The sequence below is a fragment of the Halorubellus amylolyticus genome (assembly GCF_034808145.1).
Taxonomy (GTDB): Archaea; Halobacteriota; Halobacteria; order Halobacteriales; family Natrialbaceae; genus Halorubellus.
Window position 1 is genome coordinate 80,025 of the sequence record NZ_JAXHGM010000003.1, and the last position, 24,984, is coordinate 105,008.

Consider the following 24,984-nt stretch of genomic DNA (forward strand, 5'->3'; position numbering starts at 1 on the left):
CATAACGAAGCCCGTCTTCGTGGAACTCCCTTCGAGAACAGTGTCGCTGCACCAGTCATTCCTGTCCGAACACCTCGGCCGTGGGTCGCGACCGCGTCGCGACCCCCGAGGCGCCCGCATCGATCCGTCGAACACGTCCGCGAGGACGGTCGGCAGCGAGGTCGAGAGATGAGCTACCGGAACTCGTTCGAGGACCGGTTCGAGGACCGAGACGTCGACGTCACGGTCGCGAAGCTCGGTCTCGTCGTCGCCGTCCTCCTCCTCGGCCTGCGGTTCTTCGCCGATCAGCCGTTCATCACCGTCATCCCGGTCGCGGTCGGGCTCGCGTGCGGCACGTACCTCGCGACGCACGACCGCGTGATGGACGAGGTGGCGCTCCCGCAGTTCTCGGAGACGATCGCCGGATATCTGCCGGCGGTCGTCGTGCTGGCGGTCGCCGCGCTCGTCGCCGCGGTCCGTCTCGTCGGCGAACGCTCGCTGCCCGTCCTCCTGCTGACCGGGCTCGTGGGGTCGCTCCTGCTCTTCCAGATACTGCTCGTGAGAGCGGAGTCGCTCAGTCCCCCGGTCGTCCTCGTCGAGATCTTCGTCGCCGCGGTCGTCATCCGCACCACCGCGCTGTTCGCGGTGCCGGGGTTCGTCGGCGGCGACATCTGGGTGCACGGCCCCGTGTGGGTCGACGGCATCGCCGCGACCGGGTCGCTCGACCCGCTCAGCGAGAGCAAGTACCTGCTCGCGCCGCTGTACCACGTGCTCGCGTCGCTCGGCGCGCTCGTCACGGGGTCTGCTCGGGCGGGAATCTACCTGACCGTCGGGCTCGTCGTCCCGCTGTCGGCGCTGTTCGTGTACGGTATCGGCGCGATGTTCGTGCCCGCGCGGTGGGCGCTCGCCGCGACCGCGCTGTACGCGTTCGCCGACCAGTTCATCCGCTGGGGCCTCCACGTCATCCCGACGAGTCTCGGGCTCGCGTTCTTCATCCCCGTCCTCTACTTCGTCCTGAAGACGTTCTACACGGACGGCGAGAGCTGGGTCGCGGTGGGGGTGTTCGCGTTCAGTCTCGCGGTCGTGTTCACGCACCAGGTGTCGACGGCCGTCCTGCTCGTGACGCTCGCGGTCGCCGTCGGCGTCGCGATCGTGCGTGATGCGACCGGCGAGTCGGGCTGGCAGCGCAGCACGCTGGTCCTCGGCGGGACGTTCCTCGCATCGCTCGTCGCGACCGCGGTCTCGTGGACGCTCGCCCCCTGGAGAGGTGGTGGCGCGGACACCGCCGGGGACGGGTTCCTCGTGCGGATGCTCGGGATAATCCAGGAGACGTTCGTCGAGGACGCCGGCTTCCTGAACCTCATCAGCACGAGCGAACCGGCGGTTCCCGGGGCTGGCGGGTCGGAGACGTTCATGGACGCGGTCCTCCCGTACGTCGAGCTGTTCGGGTTCGCGCTCCTGCTCGCCGGAGCGGTCGTCGGCGCCCTCGTGATGCTGCGCTGGCGGCAGCGGATGGACGCGACGCTCACGGTCCTCGTCGCGGGCGCCGTGATGTTCCTGTTCACGTTCGGGTTCAACACGTTCGGCATCACCGTGTTCATGCCGGGGCGCTGGATCGCGTTCCTGTACGTGCCGCTGTCGCTCGTCGCCGCCGTCGGGCTGTTCCACGTCGTGTCGCACGCGCCCCGCGGCGCGATGGTTGCAATCGTCCTCGTGCTCGCGCTCGGGTACCCGACGTCGATGGTGATGGCGGAGAAGGCGACGCTCGACGACCCGGCGTTCGACGACCGCCACGTGCGGACGTCCTTCACCGACGCCGAGCTCGCCGCGAGCCAGACCATCCCCGGCCTGCTGTCGGCGGGAACGATGGCGGACGTGCAGACCGACCATCCGTACTGGCGTGCGTTCCATCCGCAGAAGCCGGTCGAGATGGCGACGCTCGTCGTCGACGCCGACGGCCCGGTCGCGGACGTCCCGGTCGTCTACCGGTCGTATCAGACAACGGGTCCGTCGACGTTCCAGTACCAGCTCGGTGAGGCGCCGTACCCGAGCACCGACGCGTCGTACGCGCAGTCGGAGGTCTGCTCGGACGGCCGGAACCACGTGTACGCGAACGACGAAGTCCTGCTCTGTACGTCCCCCGGTGACTCGGAGGTGAGCGAGTGATGAGCGACGTCGCGTACTGGCGGTGGTTCACGGACCTGGCGCTCGTCGCGGTCGTCTCGGTGCTCGCGGTGCTCGCGTTCGTCGTCCCGGGCGTCCCGTGGCCGATACGGTGGACGCTCGGGCTCGCGGTCCTCGTGTTCGTTCCGGGGTACGCGGTCGTCGCTGCGGTGTTCCCGGAGCGGTCGTCGGCGTTCGACGACGCGGAGCCGGCGCCGGCGGCGACGCCGTCGGCCGCGGTCGTGGTCGCGCTCTCGATGGTCGGGAGCGCGCTCCTCGCTGCGGTCGTCGGCACGGCGGTCGTGACGGTCACGGAACTGACGTTCCTCCCGGTCGCTGGTATCTTGGCGGCGATGACGGTCGTCGCGGCGGCGGTCGCGGCGGTGCGTCGTGCGCTGCTCGCGCCGTACGTGCGCCGCGGCCCGCTGCGTTCGGGCGCCTTGGAGCGAGCGTGGACCACGCTCCCCGGTTCGCGGAACCAGAACGTGGCGTTCCTCGCAGCCGGGGTCGTGCTCCTCGCGGCAGTCGGCGTCACCGCCGCGTTCCCGCCCGCCGGCGACCCGTTCACGGAGTTCTACGTGCTGAACGAGAACGCCGACGGCGACCTGGTCGCCGAGGACTACCCGGACGAGCTCGTCGCGGGTGACGGGCACACGTTCCACGTCGGCGTCGAGAACCACGAGCACACCGAGACGCGGTACTCGGTCGTCGTGCTCGCGCAGTCCGTCGGCGACGACGGCACCGTCACCGGGACGCGACAGCTCGACGCGTTCGAGGTGTCGCTCGCCGCCGGCGAGAAGACCGTCGTCCCGCGCGACGTCGCCCCCGAGCAACCCGGCGAGGACGTCCGCCTCGTGTTCCTGCTCTACAAGGGCGACGCGCCCGCAACCCCGGGGCCGGACTCGGCGGACTTCACGCTCCAGATATGGACGGACGTCGTCACCGCCGATAACGCGTCCGCGACCGACAGCGCCCGCGTCGACGCCGCCGACGCGGTCGCCCGGCCCGCGCTCGTCGCAGCCTGACCACGTCTCTTTTCCTGACGAGGCTTCCTTTCCTGACGACGCCCCACCGTCAGAGTTTACGCCTCGCGTAAACCCACGAGTGCTTGCCGTCGCGGCTACGCCTCCGCCGCGACGACCGCTATCGCCTCCATCTCCACGCACATCTCGGGGTCGACGAGGCCCGATACCTCGACCATCGTCGTCGCCGGCCGGACGTCGTCGAACGCCTCGGCGTGCGCGCGACCGATGGCCTCCCAGTCGTCGACGTCCGTGACGTACATGCGGGTGCGGACCACGTCCGCGAGCGAGGCGTCCAGTTCCGCGAGCGCGCGCTCGACGTTCTCCACGACCTGCACGGTCTGCGCGTACGGATCGCCGACGCCGACGACATCGCCGTCGTCGTCCGTCGCCGTCGTTCCCGACACCTCGACGCGGTCGCCGACGCGGACCGCCCGCGAGTACCCGACCGCGTCCTCCCACTCCGTGCCAGAACTCACACGTCGTCGTTCCATGGCGAACGCTCGAAGCGGGAACCCAAAGGAGTACGGGAGCGTGTTCGCGAACGAGACCAGAGCGCGCTCGGTCGCCGCACACTCAGTGACCCAGCCGATAGAACCGGCTTTCGGATCGATCGGCTGCATCGACCGCGAACTCGACCGCGAGATATGGCCTCGTTCCCAAGAGCAAGAACCGGTACGTTCCGGGCTGAACCCCGTCACTGAGGCGGGCAGCTACAGCTGCCAAGGCGCTCTCTGAAAGCGTGAGTTGGACGGTTGTGCGTTCGCCAGCGGGGAGTACGAGGCATAGAGGTCATGGTACCCCCCGGCAGTCCACGTCAGGTGTGTCCACCCGCATTCGTCTGCCGGTGTAGTGCCCACGGATTGTGACAGCCGAGCGTGAACTCGGACGTACTCGTATTCTGGATCTCGAACGTGACTGGGTCACCTAGCCGCACAGCATCTGGTTGCACAGAGAGAGCTAGTTGCTCCTGCTCGTAGACGACGCCGGTCTCGTCCAGGTAGGCCGGACCTGCGTGCGCTTCCTCGGAACGGAATGCAGAGACAGCACAGCCGGCGAGTGGCACGGGGAGTGATGCACCAGCAACTCCGAGAAGGTGTCTCCGCGATGGCGAGGAAGGCATGTCAATCTGGGACTGCGGCGAGAGGGATGCAACTGGTTCTGGAGAACCCTCCCGGGTTTAGATGGGCTAGAGAAACGAGCGAGCGCCTGTTGGCGGAGAGAAGCGGGAACGTGGTCGTGACTGCCAGCGTGCGTCGGTCACTCGACGGTGACGCTCTTGGCGAGGTTCCGGGGTTTGTCGATGGGGCGGTCCAGGTCGTCGGCGGCGTGGTAGGCGACGAGCTGGAGCTGGACGTTCGCGAGGATGGCGACGAGGTCAGGGTGGGTGGCGGGGACGGTGAGGACTTCGTCGGCGGCGTCGGCGAGCGCGTCGCTGGAGCGCGGGCAGACGCCGACGACCGGGCCGCCGCGCGTCTGGACCTCGCGGACGTTGCTCGCGAGCTTCGCCTCGTTGTTCCCGTTGCAGACCGCGAACACGGGCGTGTGTTCGGTGACGAGCGCGAGCGGGCCGTGCTTGAGTTCGCCCGCGGCGAACCCCTCGGCGTGCTCGTACGTGATCTCCTTGAACTTCAACGCGGCTTCGAGCGCGACGGCGAACGCGCTCCCGCGACCGATGAAGAAGTGCGACTCCTCGTGCGCGTACCGGTCGGCGACCTCGGCCGCGCACGTCGTCTCCAGGACGGTCCGGACGTGCTCGGGGAGTTCCGCGAGCGCCCGGAGGCGCGCGGCCGAGTCCGGCGTCGACGCGCCCGTGACGTCGCGCGTGATGCGTTCGCCGAGGAGGACGAGCGTCGCCACCTGCGACGAGAACGTCTTCGTCGCCGCGACGCCGATCTCGGGGCCGGCGCGGATGAACAGCGCGTCGTCGCAGAGCCGCGCGGCGCTCGACCCGACGACGTTCGTCAACGCGAGTGTTCGCGCACCGCGCTTATCGGCGATCTCGAGCGCGCCGAGGGTGTCAGCGGTCTCGCCGCTCTGCGTGATACCGACGACGAGCGTCCCGTCCCCGATGGCGGGCGGATGGGTGGCGTACTCGCTCGCCAGGAACGTCTGCGCGTCCACGTTCCAGTCCGCGAACAGGCTCTCCGCGTAGAGCCCCGCGTGATAGCTCGTGCCGCACGCGACGAAGTGCACGCGCTGCACGTCGGCGAACGCCCCCGCGTCGAACGCTTCGAGTACGACGTCGTCGCCGTCCAGTCGACCCTGGATGGTCTGCTGGAGCGACGTCGGCTGCTCGTGGATCTCCTTCAGCATGAAGTGGTCGTACTCGCCTTTCCCGGCGTCCTCCGCCGCCCAGTCGACGGTCTCGACGGGTCGGGACACCTCGAAGCCGTCGGCGTCAGTGATGTGGAAGTCGTCGGCGGTGAGGACCGCGACGTCGCCGTCCTCGAGGTAGACGACGCGGTCGGTGTACTCGAGGAACGCGGGCACGTCGCTCGCGAGGTAGTTCGCGTCGGCGCCGACGCCGAGGACGAGCGGCGACCCGGTGCGGGTCGCGAACACGCTGTCGACGTCCTCGTGGATCATCGCGAGCGCGAAGCTCCCTTCGAGCTCGGCGATGGCGGCGCGGAACGCCGCTTCGGGGTCGTCGCCGGCGTCGAGTCGTTCCTCGACGAGGTGCGGGACGACCTCGGTGTCGGTGTCGCTCCGGAACTCGTGGCCGCGGGCTTCGAGCGCACGACGGAGTTCGGTGTGGTTCTCGATGATGCCGTTGTGGACGATGGCGACGCGCCCCGAGCAGTCGACGTGGGGGTGCGCGTTCGCGTCCGACGGTTCCCCGTGCGTGCTCCAGCGCGTGTGCCCGATGCCGAGGTCGCCCTGGAGGCGGTTCTCAGCGACCGCGGCACGGAGCGCGGCGACCTGTCCCTCGCGCTTCTGGATCTTCAGGCCGGTGCCGTTCTTGACGGCGATACCGGCGGAGTCGTAGCCGCGGTACTCGAGGTTCTCGAGCGTCGCGACGAGCGACTCCGAGGAGTCGTCGGTCCCGACGCGCGCGGTGATGCCGCACATCGGTCCGATTACCTCCCCCGTCCGCCGGCGTGTGGCCGGGCGGACGGACGAGTGGGGGGCGAGCTCGCCGCGTGGAGGTCGAGCGTTCTCGAGGAGGACGAGTACGGGGGATTCGGGTGGTGGAAATCTTTGCTTTGCATTCGTTGTCACGACCTTACTGATACCAACAGGGAGGGTAGAGACGGGCTTTGTTATGCGTCAGTTGGCGAGAGCAAGGGACGGTGGTCGGTCGGGTAGTTCGGTCGTACTGCTCGGCCGTCGTCGGCGCCAATCCACCCGACAATTTGCAAGGAGTTACCAATCCTCATGACCGGCTGTTATCAGGTGACTACCACGTGCTCGGAGTAGGAGACCGTGGACTGTCACGACCGGACCGACCGGTCCGGCCGGTCCGACGAGCAGCGATAGACAGCCAGGTCACTGCACCCGTCCGTGCCAGTGAGCCAGTCCGCGGCGTCCGTCAGCGCCGGTCGGCGAGGTCGACGACCAGCGATTCGTCGGCGACGACGAACGAGTCCTCCTCGAGGATGTCGTCGTCGCTCGGCAGGAACAGGAGCTGTCCGTACTGTTCCGCGACCACGACCTCGACGTCAAACGGCCGATAGCCGAGGTCGCGTTCCAGATCCGGGTCGTCGTCGACGCCCTCCCACGCACGTTCGAGGTCAGTCACGCCTGAGTCACCCCCATCACCCACCCCATAATCATGCTTGCCTCCGTCCCCCACGCTCGCGCCGAAGCCGGTCGAACGGGCCGTTTCTCGTCGGTAACGCCCCCTTACCGCCGCCGAACCGGCGACGGATGGGGAGCGAAGCGGTTCGTGACACCATGCACGAGTAGCGAGGGACTACATGAATAGACCTTTCCACCACTTCGCGGCCCGTATACGACGGTCGGTTACCAGTCGATTACGTGATACCGACGTTTTCCGACTGGTAGTCGACGTATTACACACGCACCGTTTACCGGGCTGTTGCGGCCGCAAGCGCGGTAAGCTCGCCTTATCGGTCTGAGCGTTCGCCCCGTTTCACCGGACGACCGCTCGACGCCGAATCATCCGACCGCTCGACGCCGAACCATCGCATAGCGGCTGTTTCGAGTGCGATGGCGTCGACCCCGGGGACGTCACGCGAACAGCGGCGCGTGCTCGACGAGGAGCACGACGTTGTTCGTGGCGGCGTACAGCGAGACGAGCGACGGCGTCCCGTACCCCACGAACCGGACCGCGCTCCCGGCGAGGACCGACCGACGAGTCCGGGCGGCGACGACGCGAACCGCCGCCTCGGTGACGCCGACGACCACGACCGCGAGGAGGACGGAGATGAGGACGACCGACTGGAGGACGCCGTACTCCGCGAACAGCGCTCTCGCGAGCGGGTTGCTCTCGACGAGGACGGGTGCGAGCGAGAGCCCGGCGACCGTGGACGCCGCGTCCAGCGTCGACGTCGTCGCGACCGCGAGGACGCCCTGGAGCGCCGACGGCACCGCTCTCGACCGCGGAACCGACCCCGGAAGGTCGACGTCGACGTGCGACACGACCCATCGTACATCCCCGAACGGCTTTGTTATCTGAACGGTACCGCGGGTACCGTCCGTGTACCGAGCGAGCACCGTCGAACGGCACGCTTTTCGACGGTCGCATCGAGGAGCGAGTCGTGACCGAGAGACGCGACCGCTCGATGCGTGAGCGCGGAGGGGGCGACGCGGCCGACGGGTCGACCGCGACGACAGTGCTCGTCGCCGGGACCGCGAGCCACGTCGGGAAGAGCACGGTCGTCGCGGGGCTCTGCCGGCGGCTCGCGGACCGCGGCGTCGACGTCGCGCCGTTCAAAGCGCAGAACATGAGCAACAACGCTCGGGTGGCGCTCGCACCGGACGGCGGCTGGGGCGAGGTCGGCGTCAGCCAGCACACCCAGGCGCGCGCCGCTCGCGTCCCGCCGTCGACCGACCACAACCCCGTCCTCCTGAAGCCACGGGGCGACGGCGAGAGCCAGCTGGTTGTCGACGGCGACCCGGTCGGCACGTACGCCGCCGGCGAGTACTACGACGAGCACTGGGGGGTCATCCGCGAGGCGGCCGCACGAGCGCACGCGCGGCTGGCGGCCGAACACGACGTCGTCGTCGCGGAGGGCGCGGGGAGTATCGCGGAGATCAACCTCCACGACCGCGACCTCGCGAACGTCGAGACCGCGCGGTTCGCGGACGCGAACGTCGTCGTCGTCGGCGACGTGGAACGCGGCGGCGTCTTCGCGAGCCTCTACGGGACGCTCGAACTGATGCCGGACGACGTCCGCGAGCGCGTCGTCGGCACCGTCGTCTCGAAGTTCCGCGGCAACCGGTCGATCCTCGAACCGGGCGTCGACGAACTCGAGGCCCGGACCGGCGTTCCCGTGCTCGGCGTCCTCCCCTACGACGACCCGGGGCTCCCCGAGGAGGACAGCCTCGGCATCCCCGACGCGAGTCGGACGGACGGAACGGCGCGCGGCCCCGGCGACGTCAGCCACGTCATCGGCGACGACGACGGCGTCCCCGAACCGCGGACCGTCACGGTCGGCGTCGTCAGGCTCCCGCGGATCTCGAACTTCACGGACTTCGGGCCGCTCGCGCGAACGCCCGGCGTCCGCGTCGCGTACATCGAGCCCGAACGTGCGGTGAACGCCGTCGCGGACGTTCACGCGCTCGTCCTCCCCGGGACGAAGAACACCGTCGACGACCTCCACGCGCTCCGCGACGCCGGGTTCGAACGCGCGCTCGACGCGTTCGACGGCCCCATCCTCGGCGTCTGCGGCGGCTACCAGCTCCTGGGCGACCGCATCACGAACGCCGCGGTCGAAGGCATCGGCGACGCGGACGTCGTCGACGGCTTCGGCGTCCTCCCCGGCGAGACCGCGTTCTCGACCGACAAACGCGTCGAAGCCGTCGCCGTCCCCTTCGACGCCACCGGCTATCTCGACGCTGGAGCCGAAGACCATCACGCAGCGGCGGCCGTCGAGGGCTACGAGATACACATGGGGGAGACGACCGTCGACCGCGACCACCCGTCGGTCGCCGGCGCCGACGTGCGGCCGCTCGGCCAGAGCAGCGTGGCGACCGACCGCGCGGTCGGGACCTACCTCCACGGGCTCTTCGAGAACCGACCGGTCAGAGACGCGTTCGTCGACGCGGTCTACGCGCACGCCGGTCGAACGCGAACGGTCACCGACGACCTCGACGCGGACCCGTTCGCGGCCGCCGCGGCACTCGTCGCCGAACTCGACGGTCCGTTCGCGGACGACCGCTGGACGCCCGTCCGATAGAAGACAGCTAACCGGGTTTCAGGTTACTTCAGGTACTCGTATCCCCACTCGCGGAGGACGGCCGCGATCGCCTCCGGGTCGGCGGACGCGACCATCGCCTCGCGGACGTCGAGCTTCTGGAGGTCCTTCTGGCGCATGTCGAGTTCCCCGGCGACCGCTTCGAGGATCTCGTCCTCGCGAGTGCTGTACTCCTCGCGGAGGAAGAACTGGTGGACGTTCCCCCGGTCCTCCTTGACGCGCGACCGGCGGAGCACCCACGGGATTCCGTCGGCCTCCGCCTTCGTCTGCCCGTCCTCGCGTCCGCTATCAGTGCTGTCGGAGCTATCGGTAACCTCTCCCTTATCTACGACGTCGCCGCCTGAGCCGCCCGTCTCCGGACCGCCATCCACCGAACCGCTCCCAGACGAATCCGTATAGCGCTCTTCGGTTGATGAGTTGGGGTCCTCGTCGGACCCAGCCGGATCCGCCTCCTCACCGTCCGACCCCTGGGGGTCAGCCACCTGATCGTCGTCTCCACCGGCCTCCTCGTCGAGGTCCGCGAACGGGTCGTCGCCGCTACCTTTCTTCATTCGAACTCACCCTCCACGTGCGAGGCGAGGTCGCGGTACTGATCGAGCGTGTCCGTCTCGCGGTCGTACTCTCGCCGCAGTCCCTTCTCGCCCTCCTTCCATCCCTCGTCCAGCACGCGGAACGCCGTCGCCTGGGACTCCCACATCTCCTGCATCAGACTCGAACGCTCGCCGAACACCGCCGGGACGTCGAACGGCGACGCCTCCAGCTCGGAGAGATGCTCCTGCTGGGTGTTCGTCCCCTTGTACGCGACCGGGACGATGCCGAGCACGCCGACGTCGATACCGACCTCCGCCTCCAGTCCCTCGGCGAGGTCGGTGAGGCCGTCGATGGAGAGCGCGCCCTTCCCGGAGAGCTCGACGGGCAGGAGCACGGACCGGGTCGCGTAGATCGCGTTGTACAGGGCGTCCCCTTCGGTCGCCTGCGGGTCGCAGATGACGACGTCGTACTCGTCGGGGACGTCGTTCTCGCGGAGGAGTCGAAGCAGTTGCTCGTTCCGCGGCCACTCGTAGTCGTCGTCGACGTGCATGTCCTCCTCGATCTCCGCGGCCTTCATCATGTTCTGCGTGAGGTTCGCGAGCATGTTGTGCGCAGGAAGGACGTCGACGCCCGCCTCGCCGGTGTCCGTCCGGATGAGGTCGGTGAACTCGCCCTTCGGGCGGCCGATGAGGTGCCGGACGATGTTGTCCGCGCTCCCGTCCGCTCGGTCGTCCGCGACGTCGAAGACGTAGCTCAGCGAGCCCTCCTGTGGGTCGAGGTCGACGACGAGGACGCGATGGCCGCGTTCGGCGTGCGCGGCCGCCAGGTTCGCCGCTGTCGTCGTCTTCCCCACCCCACCGGCTTCACTGTACGTCGTGTACGTGATCATCTGGACTGTACGTACTGACCCATCCGTAATAAAACACAGTCCATGCACACAGACAGTGCAGCCAACAGTATTGGTCAGGTATCCTGCCCAACCCCACTGAGCAAGCAAATTCACCAGTTCAGTTGCCCACATAACCTGTCCAGCCAGTGTTCTCAGTTACACTGAACAGTAACACCAAGCAGTGTTACTGTTCATCTGTGTTGGATAGTGCGCGTGGTGAGGTTGAGCCACTCATCTGAATGGGCAAGGTGACTGGTCAAGAGGAAAGGTCGTACTCACTGCGTGGCGCAACTGAGTAACGGGACTGTAGCGGGGGGTGTCAAGGAGTACCTCTGGAGTGGTCGGTACGGCTGAACTGCTCTGAGTCCCTAGGGGATGGCGCAGGGAGGTCGGACTGTTCGTGACCCTGGCTGTACGGATTGGTTGGATGGCGAGGGGTCGAGTGCAAGATCGACGTGTTCCTGAACTCCACATTGGGAGAACGAGAGGTGTGAACTCGTGGTTCGAGTCATGGCCAGGCAGGGGAGCGGGAACTCCTGGATTGGGAAAGAGGTGAGAGAGGGGTTGGGTTTGGTACCTGAGGGAACGTGGTTGGTTGATAGACCAGGGGCGGAGGGGATGCCGGTGAGTACGCGAGGCCGAGTTCGCGTCCGCCGGAGGCGGTACCAGTTCGGAACCTGGGCTCCGGGAGGGTAGTAGTTGGAGCGTGAGCTCGTCGTGGCGACAGTCGGAAGTGGCCGGGGAGGAGTGACGTTGCGCCGGGGGATCAGCCGAGTGTCGAATGGGCGTGCCGGGACGGGACGAGGTGCGGTGGGACTGTCGGGGTCGGCGCGTTTAGGGGGGAACACTCTGGGAAGCGTTCATGAATCGGATGTCACTATATGCTTCTGTTCGGGTTGAGTGACTGGATGTCGGAGCACGTGGGGTCGCGGAAACGGTCTCGGAACTGTAGAGGGGAGTGAAGTGGTGAGTCACGGACACGAGATGAGCGTCATCCGGTGAGTTCATTCCTGCACGGTGAACGCGGACTGGGAGCCACAGGAGACGGCGACTGGGGACGAAGGTCAGGAGGGATGAGGGGACTGCCGGTCAGGACGCGGCGGTGCGTTCGACGTGGGATTCGGCTACGAGTGCGAGGGCGACGAACGCGAGGAACGCGCCACCGATCCACGTCCAGTGCGTGAGCGACGGTGCGACGACCGAGAAGAACCCGCGGAGTGGCGTGTAGAGGACGGCGAGTTGGAGGGCGAGCGAGAGGATCACCGCGGCGACGAGCCACGGGTTCGAGAGCGGTGAGAGGTCGTACCGGGAGCGGATGAGGTGGATGCGGACCATCTCGACGGTGACGAGGAGCGTGAACAGGAGCGTCTGTGCGACGACGAGGTCGCGCGTCACCTCGAGCGCGTACAAGAACAGGGAGAGTCCGGTGATGGTCATGATGACGGCGATGGTGCCGATGGAGTACGTCATCCGGCGGTCGATGACGGGGTCGTCGTCGCCGCGTGGCGCGCGCGCCATGATTCCGTCCGCCTTCGGGTCGGTGCCGAGGGCGAGCGCGGGGAATCCGTCGGTGACGAGGTTGATCCAGAGGAGCATGACCGGCGTGAGGACGAGCGCTTCCGTGTTCCCGGCGAACAGCGACGGGTAGAGCGCGCTCCCGACGAGGACGCCAGCGAAGACGACGAGGACCTCGCCGGCGTTCGCGGACAGCAGGTAGTTCACGAACTTCCGGATGTTGTCGAAGATGCCGCGGCCTTCGGCGATGGCGTCCCGGATGGTCGCGAAGTTGTCGTCCTGGAGGATCATGTCGCTCGCCTCCTTCGTGACGTCGGTGCCGCGTTCGCCCATCGAGATGCCGACGTCAGCGTTCCGGACGCCCGGGGCGTCGTTGACGCCGTCGCCGGTCATCGCGACGCGATGCCCGTTCGCCTGCAGGGCGTCGAGGATGCGGACCTTGTGTTCGGGGGCGACGCGAGCGAACACCTCGACGGTCTCGACGACCTCCTGGAGTTCCGCGTCGGTCAAGGCTTCGACCTCGGCCCCGGTTATCGCGCCCGTGGGGTCGAACCCGATCTCTTCGCCGATGGCTTTCGCGGTCTCGACGTTGTCGCCGGTCGCCATGACGACGCGGATGCCGGCGTCGCGACAGTCGGCGACGGCCCGTGGGACCTCGTCGCGGGGCGGGTCGAGCATCCCCTGGAGGCCGAGGAACACCATGTCGTCCTCGAGGGCGTCCGCGTCGACGTCGGGGTCGGCGACGCGCCTGTGCGCGAACCCGATGACGCGGAGCGCGTCGCTCGCGAACGATTCGGTGCGGTCGAGGATTCGGTCGCGGTCGGCGTCGGTGAGGTCGCGTTCCGCGCCGTCGACGAGCACGCGGTCGCAGCGGTCGAGGACGACCTCGGGCGCACCCTTCATGTACGCCGTATGCGTGCCCTCGTCGACATCGTCCCCCGAGTCGGGTCCCTCGACGACGACGGTCATCCGTTTGCGGTCCGAGGAGAAGGGAACTTCGCGGACGCGGTCGGCGTCGCGCTCGACGCCGGCTTTGAGGGCGGAGACGAGGAGCGCGACCTCCGTCGGGTCGCCGAAGTACGCGCGGTCCTCGGTGTCGGGCGCGGGTTCGGCGTTGTTACAACGCGCGCCGCAGCGCAAGACGGGTTCGAGCACGGCCGGGTCGACCGGGTCGCCGTCACGCACGAACTCGCCGTCGGTCTCGAGGCCCGCACCGGTGACGTCGTAGACGTCGTCGCCGGCAGCGACCCGCTGGACGGTCATCTGGCTCTCGGTGAGCGTCCCCGTCTTGTCCGTGAGGATGGTGTCGACGCTCCCGAGGCTCTCGACGACGGGGAGCCGGCGGACGAGCGCGTTCCTCTCAATCAGCTTCTGCGAGCCGAGCGCGAGCGTGAGCGTGACGATGGCCGGGAGGCCTTCGGGGACGGCGGCGACGGCGAGCGTGACGGCGGTCAGGAAGATGCTGATGGCATCGGTCTCCGTGAACAGGAACTGGACGAGGACGACGAGCGAGATGAGTGCGAGCACGCCGAGGCCGATACGGCGGCCGAGTTCGTCGACCTCCGCCTGGAACGGCGTCTCGCCGTCCTCGGCCGCCTGCATCTGGGTGGCGATACTCCCGACCTCGGTGTCCATGCCGGTGCCGACGACGACGGCGCGCGCTCGGCCCCTCACGGCGTTCGTGTTCATGTACACCATGTTCCGTCGTTCGGCGAGCGACGTCCCCGCGTCGACCGGGGTCGCGTCCTTCCCGACGTTCGCGCTCTCACCGGTCAGGGCGGCTTCCGCGGTCTCGAGGTTCGTGCTCTCGACGAGTCGTGCGTCCGCCGGGACGGCGTCGCCCTGTTCGAGGACGACGACGTCGCCGGGGACGACCGCGGTGGCGTCGACAGTGCGTCTCTCGCCGTCGCGAACGACGGTCGCCGCGGGCGAGGCGAGCTCGCGGAGTCGCTGCATCGACCGTTCCGCGCGGTAGTCTTGGACGAACCCGAAGACGCCGTTCGCGGCGAGGATGACGAGGATGAGGGCGGCGTCGACGACGTTCGCCGTCTCGCCGGGGAGGAGGCCGACGGCGAGCGAGAGGAGCGCGGCGAGCACGAGGAGGTAGATGAGGACGTCCTGGAACTGCGAGAGGAAGATACGGAGCGGCGAGACGGCGTTCTCGCCGCGGATCTCGTTCGGCCCGTACTCGTCGAGGCGTCGTTCGGCCTCCTCGGTCGAGAGGCCGTCGGTGGTCGCGTCCAGTTCGTCGAGGACGGCCTCGACGGTGCGAGCGTGCCAGGGCGTCGACGCGGCCGGCTGGTCCGACGCCGGCTGGTTCGCGGCCGTCGCCGAGGTCATGTCTCGACCGACCACGCCACGGCCGTTCGAGTCCGCCGCTCGCGGCTGAGACCGCGAGCCGAGACGGCTGCAGTCGCGTTCATGCTACGGCCGTCGAACCCCTCGCTCTTAGAGGTACGTCCCGGAGTCGAAGGACGCCCTCGGTCGTCACTCCTCGAGCAGCCACCCGAAGCGCTTGTCCCAGAACTCCGGGCTCGGCGGTTTCTTCGTCCGACCGTACGTCTTGTCGTCCCGGACCTGGCGTTCGATGACGTCCCGAGCCTCGTGCAGGGCGTGGTTCGCGCCGTAGCCTTCGCCGGACGCGATGAACAGGCCGTCGTCGGTGTGGAGGCGGATGCGCGCGAGCAGCAGCGGCGTGCCGCGATGGGTCTCTTCGTGCTCGTGCAGATGGACCTTCGCGTCGAGGACGTTCGTGTCGCCGTCCATCGCGTCGAACGTGTCGACCATCTCGACGACGTCGTCGTACTGGACGTCGTCGAGGAGGTCCGTCCCGGACACCTGGACGGCGCGAGACCCGCCGGTCTCCCACGTGAGCGCGTCGAGGACGTCGGTCTTCGTGACGATCCCGGACGGGTCGCCGTTCTCGGTGACGACGAGCGACGACCCGTCGACGTCGAACATCTCGGCGACGGCGACGTCGAGCGTCTCGTCGGGATGGATGGTTCTGACCGGTGCGACCATCACGTCGCGGACGGGGAGGTCGAGGACGCGAGCGCGCTCGCCGTCGCGAGCGCCGAACCCACCGGCTCTCACCCGGGCGGTGCTCGCCGCGATCTGCCCGCCGCCGGCGTCGGTTCCGCCGGCGTTCCCGCCCCGACTGCGGGTCTCCGCGCGCGTCGTCACGTCGACGACGTCGTGGAGACTGAGGATGCCGACCGCGTCGTCGTCGTCGACGACCGGCAGGTGCGTGAAGCCGTGCTCTCGGAGGACGGAAAGCGCCCGCCCGAACGTGGCGTCCGGGCCGACCGTGATCATGTCGCTGGTCGCGGCCTCTCGGACGGTCGCGGCGTCGAGGAACGGTTCGACGGCCTCGACGACGTCGTCGACGGTGACGACGCCGACGAGGTCGCTCCCTTCGAAGACCGGGAGGACTCGCGAGTCCGCGTCGATCATGAGTCGCGCGACCTTCCGGACGTCGTCGTCCGGCGAGAGCCGGGGGACGTGCCAGACGAGCGACCCGACCGTCTCCTCGGGCGGATGCTGCGAGCTCGCGAGCTGTCGTCGCGTGACGACGCCCCTGAACGCGTCGTCGCGGACGACGACGCCGTTCACCGCGGGGTCCTCGAAGACCCCGACGAGCTTCGAGACCGCGTCGTCGGGGCGGAGTGCTACGAAGTCGGTCGAGATGATGTCAGCGATGTCCATGGGCTTGCGTTCCGTTACCGCGGGCGTTCGTGAGCGATACCTCGGCCGCGCGACCACATCCGATGCTACGGGCGAGACGTACAAGAAATCGGCCGTCGTTCCCGCGCCGTGAGAGTCCGCGGCGACACGCGCGGCGGGACCCGACGAGGTCCGCGCTTGGAGGTCGTTCGAACCGGGGCGAGGAGCGACCACCTGGCGCCGCCTGGGACGACCGCGGGTTCAGGAACCGGCGACGTTCGGGACGTCGACGCTCTGGAGCGCCGCGTCCACGACGTCGGCCTTCGTGACGCCCTGGATGTTCGCCTCGGGCGTGAGGACGATGCGGTGACGCATCACGGGGTCGGCGACGAACTTCACGTCGTCGGGCGTGACGTAGTCGCGGCCGGCGATGACGGCGCGAGCGCGCGCCGCCTCGAAGAACCGCTGGATACCGCGCGGTGACACGCCGATCTCGGCGCGGTCGTCGACGCGTGTGGCGCGCGCGACGTCAACGAGGTACTCGCGGACGTTCCCCTCGACGTGCACGCGCTCGGGGACCTCCTGGAGCGCGCGGACCTGGGTCTCGTCGACGGCCGCCTCGATCGTCGGCATCTGCGTGAAGCGGTTCGCGCGCCGGTCGATGAGTTCGAGCTCCCCGGCGCGGTCGGGGTACCCCATCGCGGTCTTGATGACGAACCGGTCGCGTTGCGCTTCCGGGAGCTCGAACGTCCCCTCCTGCTCGACGGGGTTCTGCGTCGCGATGACGAAGAACGGGTCGGGGAGGTCGCGCGTCTCGCCGTCGACGCTCACCTGCTTCTCGTCCATCGCCTCCAGTAACGCCGCCTGCGTCTTCGGCGGGGCGCGATTGATCTCGTCGGCGAGGACGACGTTCGCGAATATCGGGCCTTCGTTGAACTGGAACTCCTGGGTGTGCTCGTTGTAGACGTGCGAGCCCGTGATGTCGCTCGGGAGGAGGTCGGGCGTGAACTGCACGCGGTTGAACGAGAGCCCGAGCGCGTGCGCGAGGCCCTGCGCGGTGAGCGTCTTCCCCGTCCCCGGGACGTCCTCGAGGAGGACGTGGCCGCGAGCGAGCACGCCCGCGAGGACCGTCTCGAGGAACGCACGGTCGGTGATGACGGCGGCGGCGATGCGGTCGATGACGTCACCGGCGTAGGCGGCCGCGTCGGGGACCGACATGTCGTCCGTTGGCATCGTGTACGTATCGGAGGGAGCCGGGTTAAAGCGCTTTGGCGAGGGGCGACCGTGGAGGCCGGTCGAGGTCGCCGAGCAACGTGGTTTCCGCGGTCGGTTCGTCGGGTCAGTCGCCGTCGTGGCGGACGGTGAGGACGGGGACGGGCGCGGTCCGGACGGTCTTCTCGGCGACGCTCCCGAGGAGGACGCGGTCCATGCCGGTGCGACCGGTGGTGCCCATCACGACGGCGTCGACCGCGTGGTCGTCGACGTAGGACGCGATGGCGTCCGCCGGCAGCCCTTCGACGATCTCGGTGCGGACGTCGGAGATTCCGCGGTCGGTGGCGTCGGTCTCGACGTCGCGGACGAGGTCCTGTGCGCTTTCGCGAGCGCGCTCCGTGACGAGTTGCGCGCGAACGTCCGGTCCGATGCCGCCGGTGTCGACGACTGAGAGGACGTCGACGCCCGCGTCGAGCGCGGCGGCGAGCGAGAGCGCGTGTTCGCTCGCGCGACGCGACGCGGCGCTCCCGTCGACGGCGACGAGGAGACGGTCGTAGGGGAACGCGAGGTCGTCCTCGTCGGTTCGCGCGGTCAGGACCGGGACCGGGGAGAGTCGGACGACCTTCTCGGTGACGCTCCCGAGGAGGTAGCGCTGCAGGCCGGTTCGGGCGTGCGTCGGCATCGCGACGAGGTCGTGCTCGTAGCGGTCGACGTAGTCGACGATGGTTTGCGCGGGCGACCCCTGGACGACGTCGGTGTGCGCGTCGAGCCCGAGGGATTCGAGGACGCCTTCGGCGTCCGAGAGCGCCTGCTCGCCTTCGGTTTCGAGGGCGTCGACGACGTCGCCGTCGACGAGCGTGACGCTGTCGCGGTTCGTGTCCGCGACCGCGAGCAGCGTCACCTCGGCGTCGATCGCGGTCGCGAGCTCGCCGACGTGGTAGAGGAATCGCGTGTCGCTGGTCTCCGCGGTCACCGGAACGAGAACGTCGTGATACATGAGTGGGAGTTCGACGTCGGGTCCAAAAGGCCTTGCTACGATTCCGACGCGTTAGCTGCCGTCGGGCGTCACTTCGGTGGCCGCAGCCGGTAGTATCGGCGGTTCAGGTCGTACATGTATCCCTCCTGCATCGAGCGGAGGACGGCGTACGCGATGGGGCCGGTGACGAGCGGCAGGAGGAACGAGAGGTCCAGGAGGAGCTTCGGGTCGACGAGGCCGCTGACGATGTTCTTCAGCGAGTAGACGCTGATGGTGAACGCGAACGTCACGCCGGCGACGCCGACGGCCGCCCAGAACGGCTGTTCGACGGGGCGGCGCGCGCTCCCCTTGTTCAGGAACGGCACGATGGCGATGAACCCGACGACGACGAGGTTCGCGACCACGCCGTACGTGCGGTCCGCCATCAGCTTCGCACCCTCCGCGGCCGTCTCCCCGCCGAGGATGGAGAGTTCGGGGTTCAGCGGGCCGAGCTTCAGGAGGCCGAACGACCAGTAGAGGTACCAGTCCGGCAGGATGACCACCGGCGTCTCGTTCCCGTTCGCGGGCGGGCCGATGTGCGGAGGGAGCGTGCCGGCGAGGAACAGGATCATCCCGACGAAGAAGCTCGTCAGGGCGAGGTTCCGGATCATCTCGTGAGGCCACGCCGGGAACCCGAGCACGTCGCGTTCGACGTAATCGGACTCCTGACGGAGGTCCTGATCCTCGCGTCGCGCACGCTCGAAGTACTCGTACGTCAACCGGGAGAGCCCCTGCGTTCGGGTCTTGCGTTCGGTCCAGGTCGGGGTGTCGCCGTCGGGTGCGACGACGCCCGTTCCGTCGGTGCGTGCCTCGTGGCTGTCGCTCTCGTCGACGTCGCCGTCGTCGGTGGCTGTCATGGTGGAGGGCTACGGCGAGAACTCGGGACGGTACGCAAAAGGGAGACGGGGTCGGGTTGCAGTTCGTATGATTCAGGCGGGACATTCATTATGATTGACTGGTCAGTCCGACAGTTGGGCTGGCGTCCCGGAGTGCGTCCCGGGGGCGCGGCGTCGAGGACGCGAACGTATCAGGCACCACCGATTTGACGGTGGTCCGCGAAGCGTGCACGATGGCGGTTGCGCTGGTGTCGCGGTGGGCGCGTCGGTACGTCGCGTTAGCGGTCGCCGCGCTCGTCGCGACGCACGCTGCGGTTCTCGCGGGCGCGTCGACGCGGTCGGTCGTGACGCTCGCGCTCTACGGGTTCGTGCTCCACGTCGTCTTCGGGAAGGCGTACTCGCTCGTCCCGACGTACTTCGACCGCGACCTCGCCGCGCCGCGGGCGATGGTCGTCCAGTTGCCGCTCACGGGACTGGGCGTCGCCGGGATGGCGGCGGCTGCCTCCCTGGAGTCGGTTCCGGGGGTCGTCGGGACGGCTGGCGCGCTCGCGTGGACCGCCGGTGTCGTGGTGTTCGTCGCCGCACTGGCGTGGACGATACGCTCGAATCCGACGGGCGCCGAGACCGCGACCGGCGAGGGGAAGGCCCATCTCGCGGGGCTCGACCGTGCGGCGAACGCGTTCGTCCCGTTCGCGGTCCTCTATCTGCTCGCGGGCTCGTACGCCACGCTGGTCGCGTGGAACGGCGCGCCCGCCGTCGACGTCCTCGCGGGCGCGGTGCCGGTGTTCGACGGGTACCCGCCGCGGGCGACGCACCTCCTCGGGGCCGGGACCGCGACCCTGCTCGTCGTCGCGCTCGGCGCGCGCCTCTGGCCGCGGTTCCTGGTCGTCGACCCGCCGCGGGGTGCGTTCGTGCTCGCGCTCGCGACGGGTGCGGTCGGTCCGGTCGTCCTCGCCGCGTCCGTCCCGGTCGGCGACGCCCTCGCCGCTGGCGCGCTCCTCGAGGCGACCGCGGTGACGGCGTACGCGGTCGCGTACGTCGACCTGTTCCGGCGGTCGGATCGACGGCGGGTCGCGTTCCGGAGCGTCCTCGTCGGCGCACTCGCGGGCGTCGCCGCGGTCGGGCTCGGTGCGTGGTTCGCGGTCGTCGGACTCGACGGCGGGCTCGTCGCCGCCCACCGTCGCCTCACCCTCCTGGGGTTCCTCGGCCTCACGGTGGTCGGCGCGACGTTCCAGTTCTATCCGCCCACGGTCGGTCGCTGGCGGTACTGTACGGACCGTACCGCGAGCGTCGTTGTCGGTGCGCTCGCCGCGGGCGTGGCGCTTCAGGCCATCGGTGCCGGTGGTGGACTCGACGGCATCGAGACGCTGGGAGCGCTCGTCGGACTCGCCGGTGCACTGGGTTACGGCTACCTGCTCGCCGGCGCGTTCGCGACGCGATGAAGGAGACCGTCTCGGGGAGCGCGAACGCGCTCGGCGGTCAGTCGACGGTGACCGTGTCGAACCGCCGGACCGCGTACCAGACGGACGCGAACGGCGCGACGGCGAGCGGGACGAGCGCGGCGCGTGCGCCGAGCGCGACGGTGTCCGCGGTCACGCTCCACCCGAACGGCAGCAGCCAGCTGGCGATGGCGGCGACGAACGGTTCGACCGCGGGCTCGTAGACGATGCCGGCGGCGGCGACGACGAGCACGAGGTACAGCGAGTACGCGAGGAACGCGAGGAGGCTCGGGACGACCGCTTTCGTCGACCGCGTGATGTTCACGGCCTCGTAGCGCGGGAACAGCATCCCGATACCGACCGCGAAGAGGCTGCCGACGATGACGCTCGCGGGCGTGCCGAGGACGACGGCGGCGAGCACGTCGCCTTCGAGGGGGACGGCGAGCGCGAGCGCGGCGACGAGCGCGGTCCCGAGCGGGACGGTGACGACGGCGCCGGCGAGGACGTGCGCGCCGACGAACTGGCGGCCGTCGACCGCGGAGAGGACGGTCGCGGGGAGTGCCGACCCCTGGTCGCCGAGCGGGTTGAGCGTGAACACGACCGCGCCCGCCCACGCGACGAACAGGAGCGCTCCCGCCGGTGCGAACGGCGGGACCTCGCCGGTCTGGACGATATCGGCGAGGAACCCGATGGCGAACAGGAGCGGGTACGCGACGTACAGGAGCTTCAGGGGGGCGCGTGCGGCGCGCTTCCACGCGAGGACGGTGACGGCTGCGGTGCCGCGACCGACGTACCCGCCGAGTGCGTCCTCGACGCGGAGGAGGAGGCCGTCGTCGTGCCGGTCGGTGTGCGGGTCGACGTCCGCGTCGTCGTCATCGGTGCCGGCGAGGACGGGGTCGGCGAACCAGTGCTCGTCGGCGACGCGCGTCGTCACGAGGACGCTCGCCGCGGCGAGCGCCGGGACGAGCGCGAGCGCGAGCACGGCGCGGAGCGGACTCGCGGCGACGGGACTGCCGAGCAGGAGGAGGTCCGCGAACCACGCGGTCGGCGCGCCCTGCATCGGCTCGAAGATGGTGACGACGACGTTCCCGAGGACGTCAGAGAGGATGAGCCCCATGTACGCGACGAACGCGAGGACGATGAGCGGGCCCTTGTGGCGTGCGACGAACTCGATGCGCGTGACGACGTGCCTGATGGCGAGCCCGACCGGATACGCGACCGAGACGGCGGTCGCGCTCGCGGCGAGCGCCACGACGGGCGCGGTCGCGAGGAGCGTGTACGTGCCGGCGCCGGCGCTGTACCCGACTGCGAGGACGGAGAGGAGCGGCAGGGCGTACGCGAGCGCGAGGCCGGACTCGGAGACGAGGACGCCGAGCACCGCCTCGCGCGTCGGGACTATCGAGAGCACGCCGACGTCGTTCTCGAGGGTGCCGCGGGCGCCGACCGTGCGGACGACGACGAGGGCCGCGAAGAACAGCCAGAGGATGGCAAACGCACCGCGGGCGACCTCGAGCATCGTGTAGTCGAAGGGGAGGTCGCCGCCGAGACCGACCTCGCGGCCGAACAGGTACGATCCGTATCCGCCGGCGCCGCCGAAGACGACGAGGAGGACGGCGTACGCGAGTATCTGGGACTTCCGGTCGACGGACTTGCGGAGGATCCGTCGGAGGTCGACGCGCCCGAGCGTGAGCCCGTGTCGGAGCGTTCGCAGCCCGACCCCGCGGTCGGCGGTGTCGCTGGGCGTGCTCACGCCATCACCTCCTCGTCGGGTTCGAGCGGTTCGTCGTCGTGGTCCTCGGTGATGCGGAGGAACGCGTCCTCGAGCGTGCTCTCGGCGGTCTCCTCGGCGCGGTGCTTGAGTTCGTCGGGCGAGCCTTCGGCGACGAGTTCGCCGTCGTGGAGGACGGCGACGCGGTCGGCGAGCTCGTCGACGACGCTGAGGATGTGCGTGGAGAGGAAGATGGTGACGTCGCGGTCGGCGAGTTCCGCGATGAGGTCCTTGACCGTGCGGGCGGCGCGCGGGTCGAGGCCGCTCGTGGGTTCGTCGAGGAAGATGACGTCCGGTTCGTGGATGATCGCCTGGACGAGCCCGAGTTTCTGCCGCATCCCCTTCGAGTAGCCCTCGACGCGGCGGTCGGCGGCGTCGGCGAGCCCGAACCGGTCGAGGTACTCGTCGATCTCGGCGTCGGCCTCGCTGCGCGGGATGTCGTGGAGGGACGCGACGTATCGGAGGTTCTCGCGCGCGGTGAGTTCCTCGAAGACGGGCGGGCTCTCGGGGAGGTAGCCGACGTGCTGGATGACGGCTTCGCGGTCGGTGGTGGGGGACCCGGCGACGAACGCCTCGCCGGACGTCGGGCGTGTGAGCGTCGTGAGCATCCGCATCGTCGTGGTCTTCCCGGAGCCGTTCGGGCCGAGGAACCCGTAGACGACGCCGGCGGGTATCGAGAGGTCGAGGTCGGTGACGGCGTCGACGTCGCCGAACCGCTTGGTGAGTGCGCGGGTCTCGATTGCGAGTGACTGGTTGGAGGCGTCACGAGGACCGGGTGACATGCGTCGACGTACGACGCGAGCCTTCTTAAAAGATGACGAACAGTTTCCGGGTTGGAAGGAACCCCGGTCGGGCGGCGGTCGGACCGGTCACCAGTTCTCCGGGTCGGTCGTCGGTCGCTCAGCTCACCAGTTCTGGACGACGACGTCCATGCAGCCGCCGTCCTCCTTGAGTTCGGGGTACGAGTAGTGGTCGGGGACGACGCTCGTGACGTCGACCTCGGTCATGTTCGCCGGCGGCGTGCCGTCGACGCCGGATTCGCCGACGGCGGTGTTGAGTTCGCCCAGCGAGTACGCCCATTCGAGGACGGAGTCGTCGGTCTTGTAGCAGTTGAGCACGGATCCGGCGGCGTATTCGAGACCGGGTCCGTACTCGCCGTCGACCGCGCAGGCCTCGTTGTCGGCGGCGCCGCCGACGAGGACGAGGCTGTCGACGACGTTCGGGTTCTCCCACGCCCGGAGGTTCTTCATCGCCGAGCACGCGACCTGGGCGCCCAGGGAGTGCGCGACGAGTTTGACGGGGCGACCGTCGCTCGCCTGCCAGTCGAGGAGGAAGTTCGCGAGCTTCGGGCCGTTCTGGGCGGCGATCTCCTGGGCCTCGTACCAGCCGTCGTCGATGCCGCCGCCCTTGTCGGCGTCCCACGTGTAGACGGCGCCGGTCGGGTCGTAGTCCTGCTCCTGGAGCGCTTTCTCGGCGGTGTAGGCGCCGTTGATGTCGCCGTCGTCCTCGTTCTCGGTGCGCCAGCCGTGGACGAACAGCGTGAGCTCGTCGCCGTCGTCGTACTTCGCCCAGTCGCCGCGGTGGTCGTAGCTGTACGTGCCCTCGTCGAGTTCCACGGACCCGTACCAGTTGATGTCGAAGTGCTCGCGGGTCGATACCCCCGGGTAGTCGTCGGGGGCGTCGAGTTCGTCGTTGCCGTCGCCGCCGGCGCTGGCGAGTCCGGTGCCGGCAATCGCCATGGTTCCCGTCGCCGCTGCCCCCTTGAGTATGGTACGTCGCCTCATGACATAGCAAACGGTAATCGCCGCCGGAATAGCTCTTTCGGAACTTCGATGAACGAACGTGAGGTTTCTTCGTGGCGGCGGCTTCGACGAAGAGAGAGCTATCGAACGGGCCACAGGACCCGCGAACAGCCATGGGAGCGGTATCGACGGCCGGTTCGGCCGACGCCGTCAGGCGTCGGGCGGCAGGCCGACCGGCGTCGGGTTCGCGATGGCGTCGGCGACCTGTTCGCGCGTGGCGTCGAGACTCCCCGAGTTGTCGACGACGACGTGGTCGGACCGGATGGGGTCGAACTTGTCGCGGTAGTGCTCGTAGATGGAGACGTCCGCGTCGCTCGCGTCGTCCTCGCGCTGGCGGATGCGTTCCCTGACCACGGCGTCGTCCGCCTCGACCTTCAGGAGGACCATGTCGACGTCGTGGTCGCGCGCGAGGGCGTACGCTGGCGTCCGGAAGTCCCGCTCGCGGAACGTGCCGTCGAGGACGACCTGCTCGTCGTCCTCGAGGAGCGCGTCGGCGCGTTCGACGACGGTCCGATAGACGGCGTCGGTCTCGGCGTCGCTGTACTCGGGGTCCGGGAAGAGGTCCTTCCGGACGACGTCGGTGCGGACGCGGACGGCGCCGAGTCGGTCGACGACCTCGCCGGCGACTGTCGTCTTCCCGGCGCCGGGAAGACCACAGACTAGGACGAACATGGTGTCGATGTCGGCGATGTTGGTGTACGTCCGTCTGCCTGACCGGTCTGGGAGTGCGCCCATGGCGCCCGTTCGGTGGTCATCTGACAGGGTAC

General features: G+C 69.0%; 19 protein-coding genes. 4 read left to right on the forward strand and 15 right to left on the reverse strand.

Annotation, left to right across the window (positions count from 1 at the left end):
- The first annotated feature begins 168 nt into the window (after nt 1-168).
- On the forward strand, nt 169-2,145 hold the full coding sequence (locus SM754_RS09280) for a putative glycosyltransferase family protein (protein ID WP_323675943.1): 1,977 nt from the start codon (nt 169-171) through the stop codon (nt 2,143-2,145).
- A complete protein-coding gene (locus tag SM754_RS09285; protein ID WP_323675944.1) occupies nt 2,145-3,167 on the forward strand; it encodes a DUF1616 domain-containing protein in 1,023 nt (340 codons plus the stop codon). Before SM754_RS09280 ends, SM754_RS09285 begins: the two co-directional genes overlap by 1 nt.
- A gap of 95 nt (nt 3,168-3,262) precedes the next feature.
- Here the strand turns inward: SM754_RS09285 and SM754_RS09290 are convergent, their stop codons facing one another.
- From SM754_RS09290 to SM754_RS09305, 4 genes are all read right to left on the reverse strand, one after another.
- Nucleotides 3,263-3,658 (reverse strand): RidA family protein, encoded by a 396-nt coding sequence (locus SM754_RS09290; protein WP_323675945.1) that lies wholly within the window; start codon nt 3,656-3,658, stop codon nt 3,263-3,265.
- A gap of 766 nt (nt 3,659-4,424) precedes the next feature.
- Complete coding sequence (gene glmS, locus SM754_RS09295; RefSeq protein WP_323675946.1) at nt 4,425-6,236, reverse strand: glutamine--fructose-6-phosphate transaminase (isomerizing); 1,812 nt, start codon at nt 6,234-6,236, stop codon at nt 4,425-4,427.
- Between the two features lie 460 nt (nt 6,237-6,696).
- Nucleotides 6,697-6,906: a hypothetical protein gene (locus tag SM754_RS09300; RefSeq protein ID WP_323675947.1), complete on the reverse strand. Its 210-nt coding sequence runs from the start codon at nt 6,904-6,906 to the stop codon at nt 6,697-6,699.
- A gap of 452 nt (nt 6,907-7,358) precedes the next feature.
- Nucleotides 7,359-7,769: a DUF5658 family protein gene (locus tag SM754_RS09305; RefSeq protein ID WP_323675948.1), complete on the reverse strand. Its 411-nt coding sequence runs from the start codon at nt 7,767-7,769 to the stop codon at nt 7,359-7,361.
- A gap of 143 nt (nt 7,770-7,912) precedes the next feature.
- Here SM754_RS09305 and SM754_RS09310 point away from each other — a divergent pair, with 143 nt between their 5' ends.
- Nucleotides 7,913-9,529 carry a cobyric acid synthase gene (locus tag SM754_RS09310; protein WP_323676304.1) on the forward strand — a complete coding sequence of 539 codons (1,617 nt, stop codon included), beginning with the start codon at nt 7,913-7,915 and terminating at the stop codon, nt 9,527-9,529.
- 23 nt (nt 9,530-9,552) lie between these two features.
- Here SM754_RS09310 and SM754_RS09315 read toward each other — a convergent pair whose 3' ends face one another.
- From SM754_RS09315 to SM754_RS09345, 7 genes are all read right to left on the reverse strand, one after another.
- Complete coding sequence (locus SM754_RS09315) at nt 9,553-10,098, reverse strand: DUF7970 domain-containing protein (RefSeq protein WP_323675949.1); 546 nt, start codon at nt 10,096-10,098, stop codon at nt 9,553-9,555.
- The gene (locus SM754_RS09320; protein ID WP_323675950.1) at nt 10,095-10,967 is read right to left on the reverse strand and encodes a ParA family protein; all 873 of its coding nucleotides are present in this window, start codon (nt 10,965-10,967) and stop codon (nt 10,095-10,097) included. Before SM754_RS09320 ends, SM754_RS09315 begins: the two co-directional genes overlap by 4 nt.
- Nucleotides 10,968-12,056: 1,089 nt before the next feature.
- The gene (locus SM754_RS09325) at nt 12,057-14,822 is read right to left on the reverse strand and encodes a cation-translocating P-type ATPase (protein WP_323675951.1); all 2,766 of its coding nucleotides are present in this window, start codon (nt 14,820-14,822) and stop codon (nt 12,057-12,059) included.
- A 147-nt stretch (nt 14,823-14,969) separates the two neighbouring features.
- Nucleotides 14,970-16,187 (reverse strand): CBS domain-containing protein, encoded by a 1,218-nt coding sequence (locus SM754_RS09330; RefSeq protein ID WP_323675952.1) that lies wholly within the window; start codon nt 16,185-16,187, stop codon nt 14,970-14,972.
- Between the two features lie 219 nt (nt 16,188-16,406).
- On the reverse strand, nt 16,407-17,378 hold the full coding sequence (locus tag SM754_RS09335; RefSeq protein WP_323675953.1) for an AAA family ATPase: 972 nt from the start codon (nt 17,376-17,378) through the stop codon (nt 16,407-16,409).
- Nucleotides 17,379-17,484: 106 nt separating this feature from the next.
- Nucleotides 17,485-18,354: a universal stress protein gene (locus SM754_RS09340; RefSeq protein ID WP_323675954.1), complete on the reverse strand. Its 870-nt coding sequence runs from the start codon at nt 18,352-18,354 to the stop codon at nt 17,485-17,487.
- 68 nt (nt 18,355-18,422) lie between these two features.
- The gene (locus tag SM754_RS09345; RefSeq protein ID WP_323675955.1) at nt 18,423-19,229 is read right to left on the reverse strand and encodes a cytochrome b family protein; all 807 of its coding nucleotides are present in this window, start codon (nt 19,227-19,229) and stop codon (nt 18,423-18,425) included.
- A 212-nt stretch (nt 19,230-19,441) separates the two neighbouring features.
- Between SM754_RS09345 and SM754_RS09350 the strand changes: the two genes are divergently transcribed.
- On the forward strand, nt 19,442-20,650 hold the full coding sequence (locus SM754_RS09350) for a hypothetical protein (protein ID WP_323675956.1): 1,209 nt from the start codon (nt 19,442-19,444) through the stop codon (nt 20,648-20,650).
- A gap of 37 nt (nt 20,651-20,687) precedes the next feature.
- Here the strand turns inward: SM754_RS09350 and SM754_RS09355 are convergent, their stop codons facing one another.
- The 4 genes from SM754_RS09355 to SM754_RS09370 form a co-directional block, all read right to left on the reverse strand.
- Nucleotides 20,688-22,397: a hypothetical protein gene (locus SM754_RS09355; protein WP_323675957.1), complete on the reverse strand. Its 1,710-nt coding sequence runs from the start codon at nt 22,395-22,397 to the stop codon at nt 20,688-20,690.
- Nucleotides 22,394-23,197, reverse strand: a complete 804-nt coding sequence (locus SM754_RS09360) for an ABC transporter ATP-binding protein (protein WP_323675958.1) — start codon at nt 23,195-23,197, stop codon at nt 22,394-22,396. The genes SM754_RS09355 and SM754_RS09360 overlap by 4 nt, the downstream gene beginning before the upstream one ends.
- A gap of 123 nt (nt 23,198-23,320) precedes the next feature.
- On the reverse strand, nt 23,321-24,199 hold the full coding sequence (locus tag SM754_RS09365) for a DUF726 domain-containing protein (RefSeq protein ID WP_323675959.1): 879 nt from the start codon (nt 24,197-24,199) through the stop codon (nt 23,321-23,323).
- Between the two features lie 168 nt (nt 24,200-24,367).
- Nucleotides 24,368-24,889, reverse strand: a complete 522-nt coding sequence (locus tag SM754_RS09370; RefSeq protein WP_323675960.1) for a P-loop nucleotide/nucleoside kinase family protein — start codon at nt 24,887-24,889, stop codon at nt 24,368-24,370.
- Nucleotides 24,890-24,984: the final 95 nt, after the last annotated feature.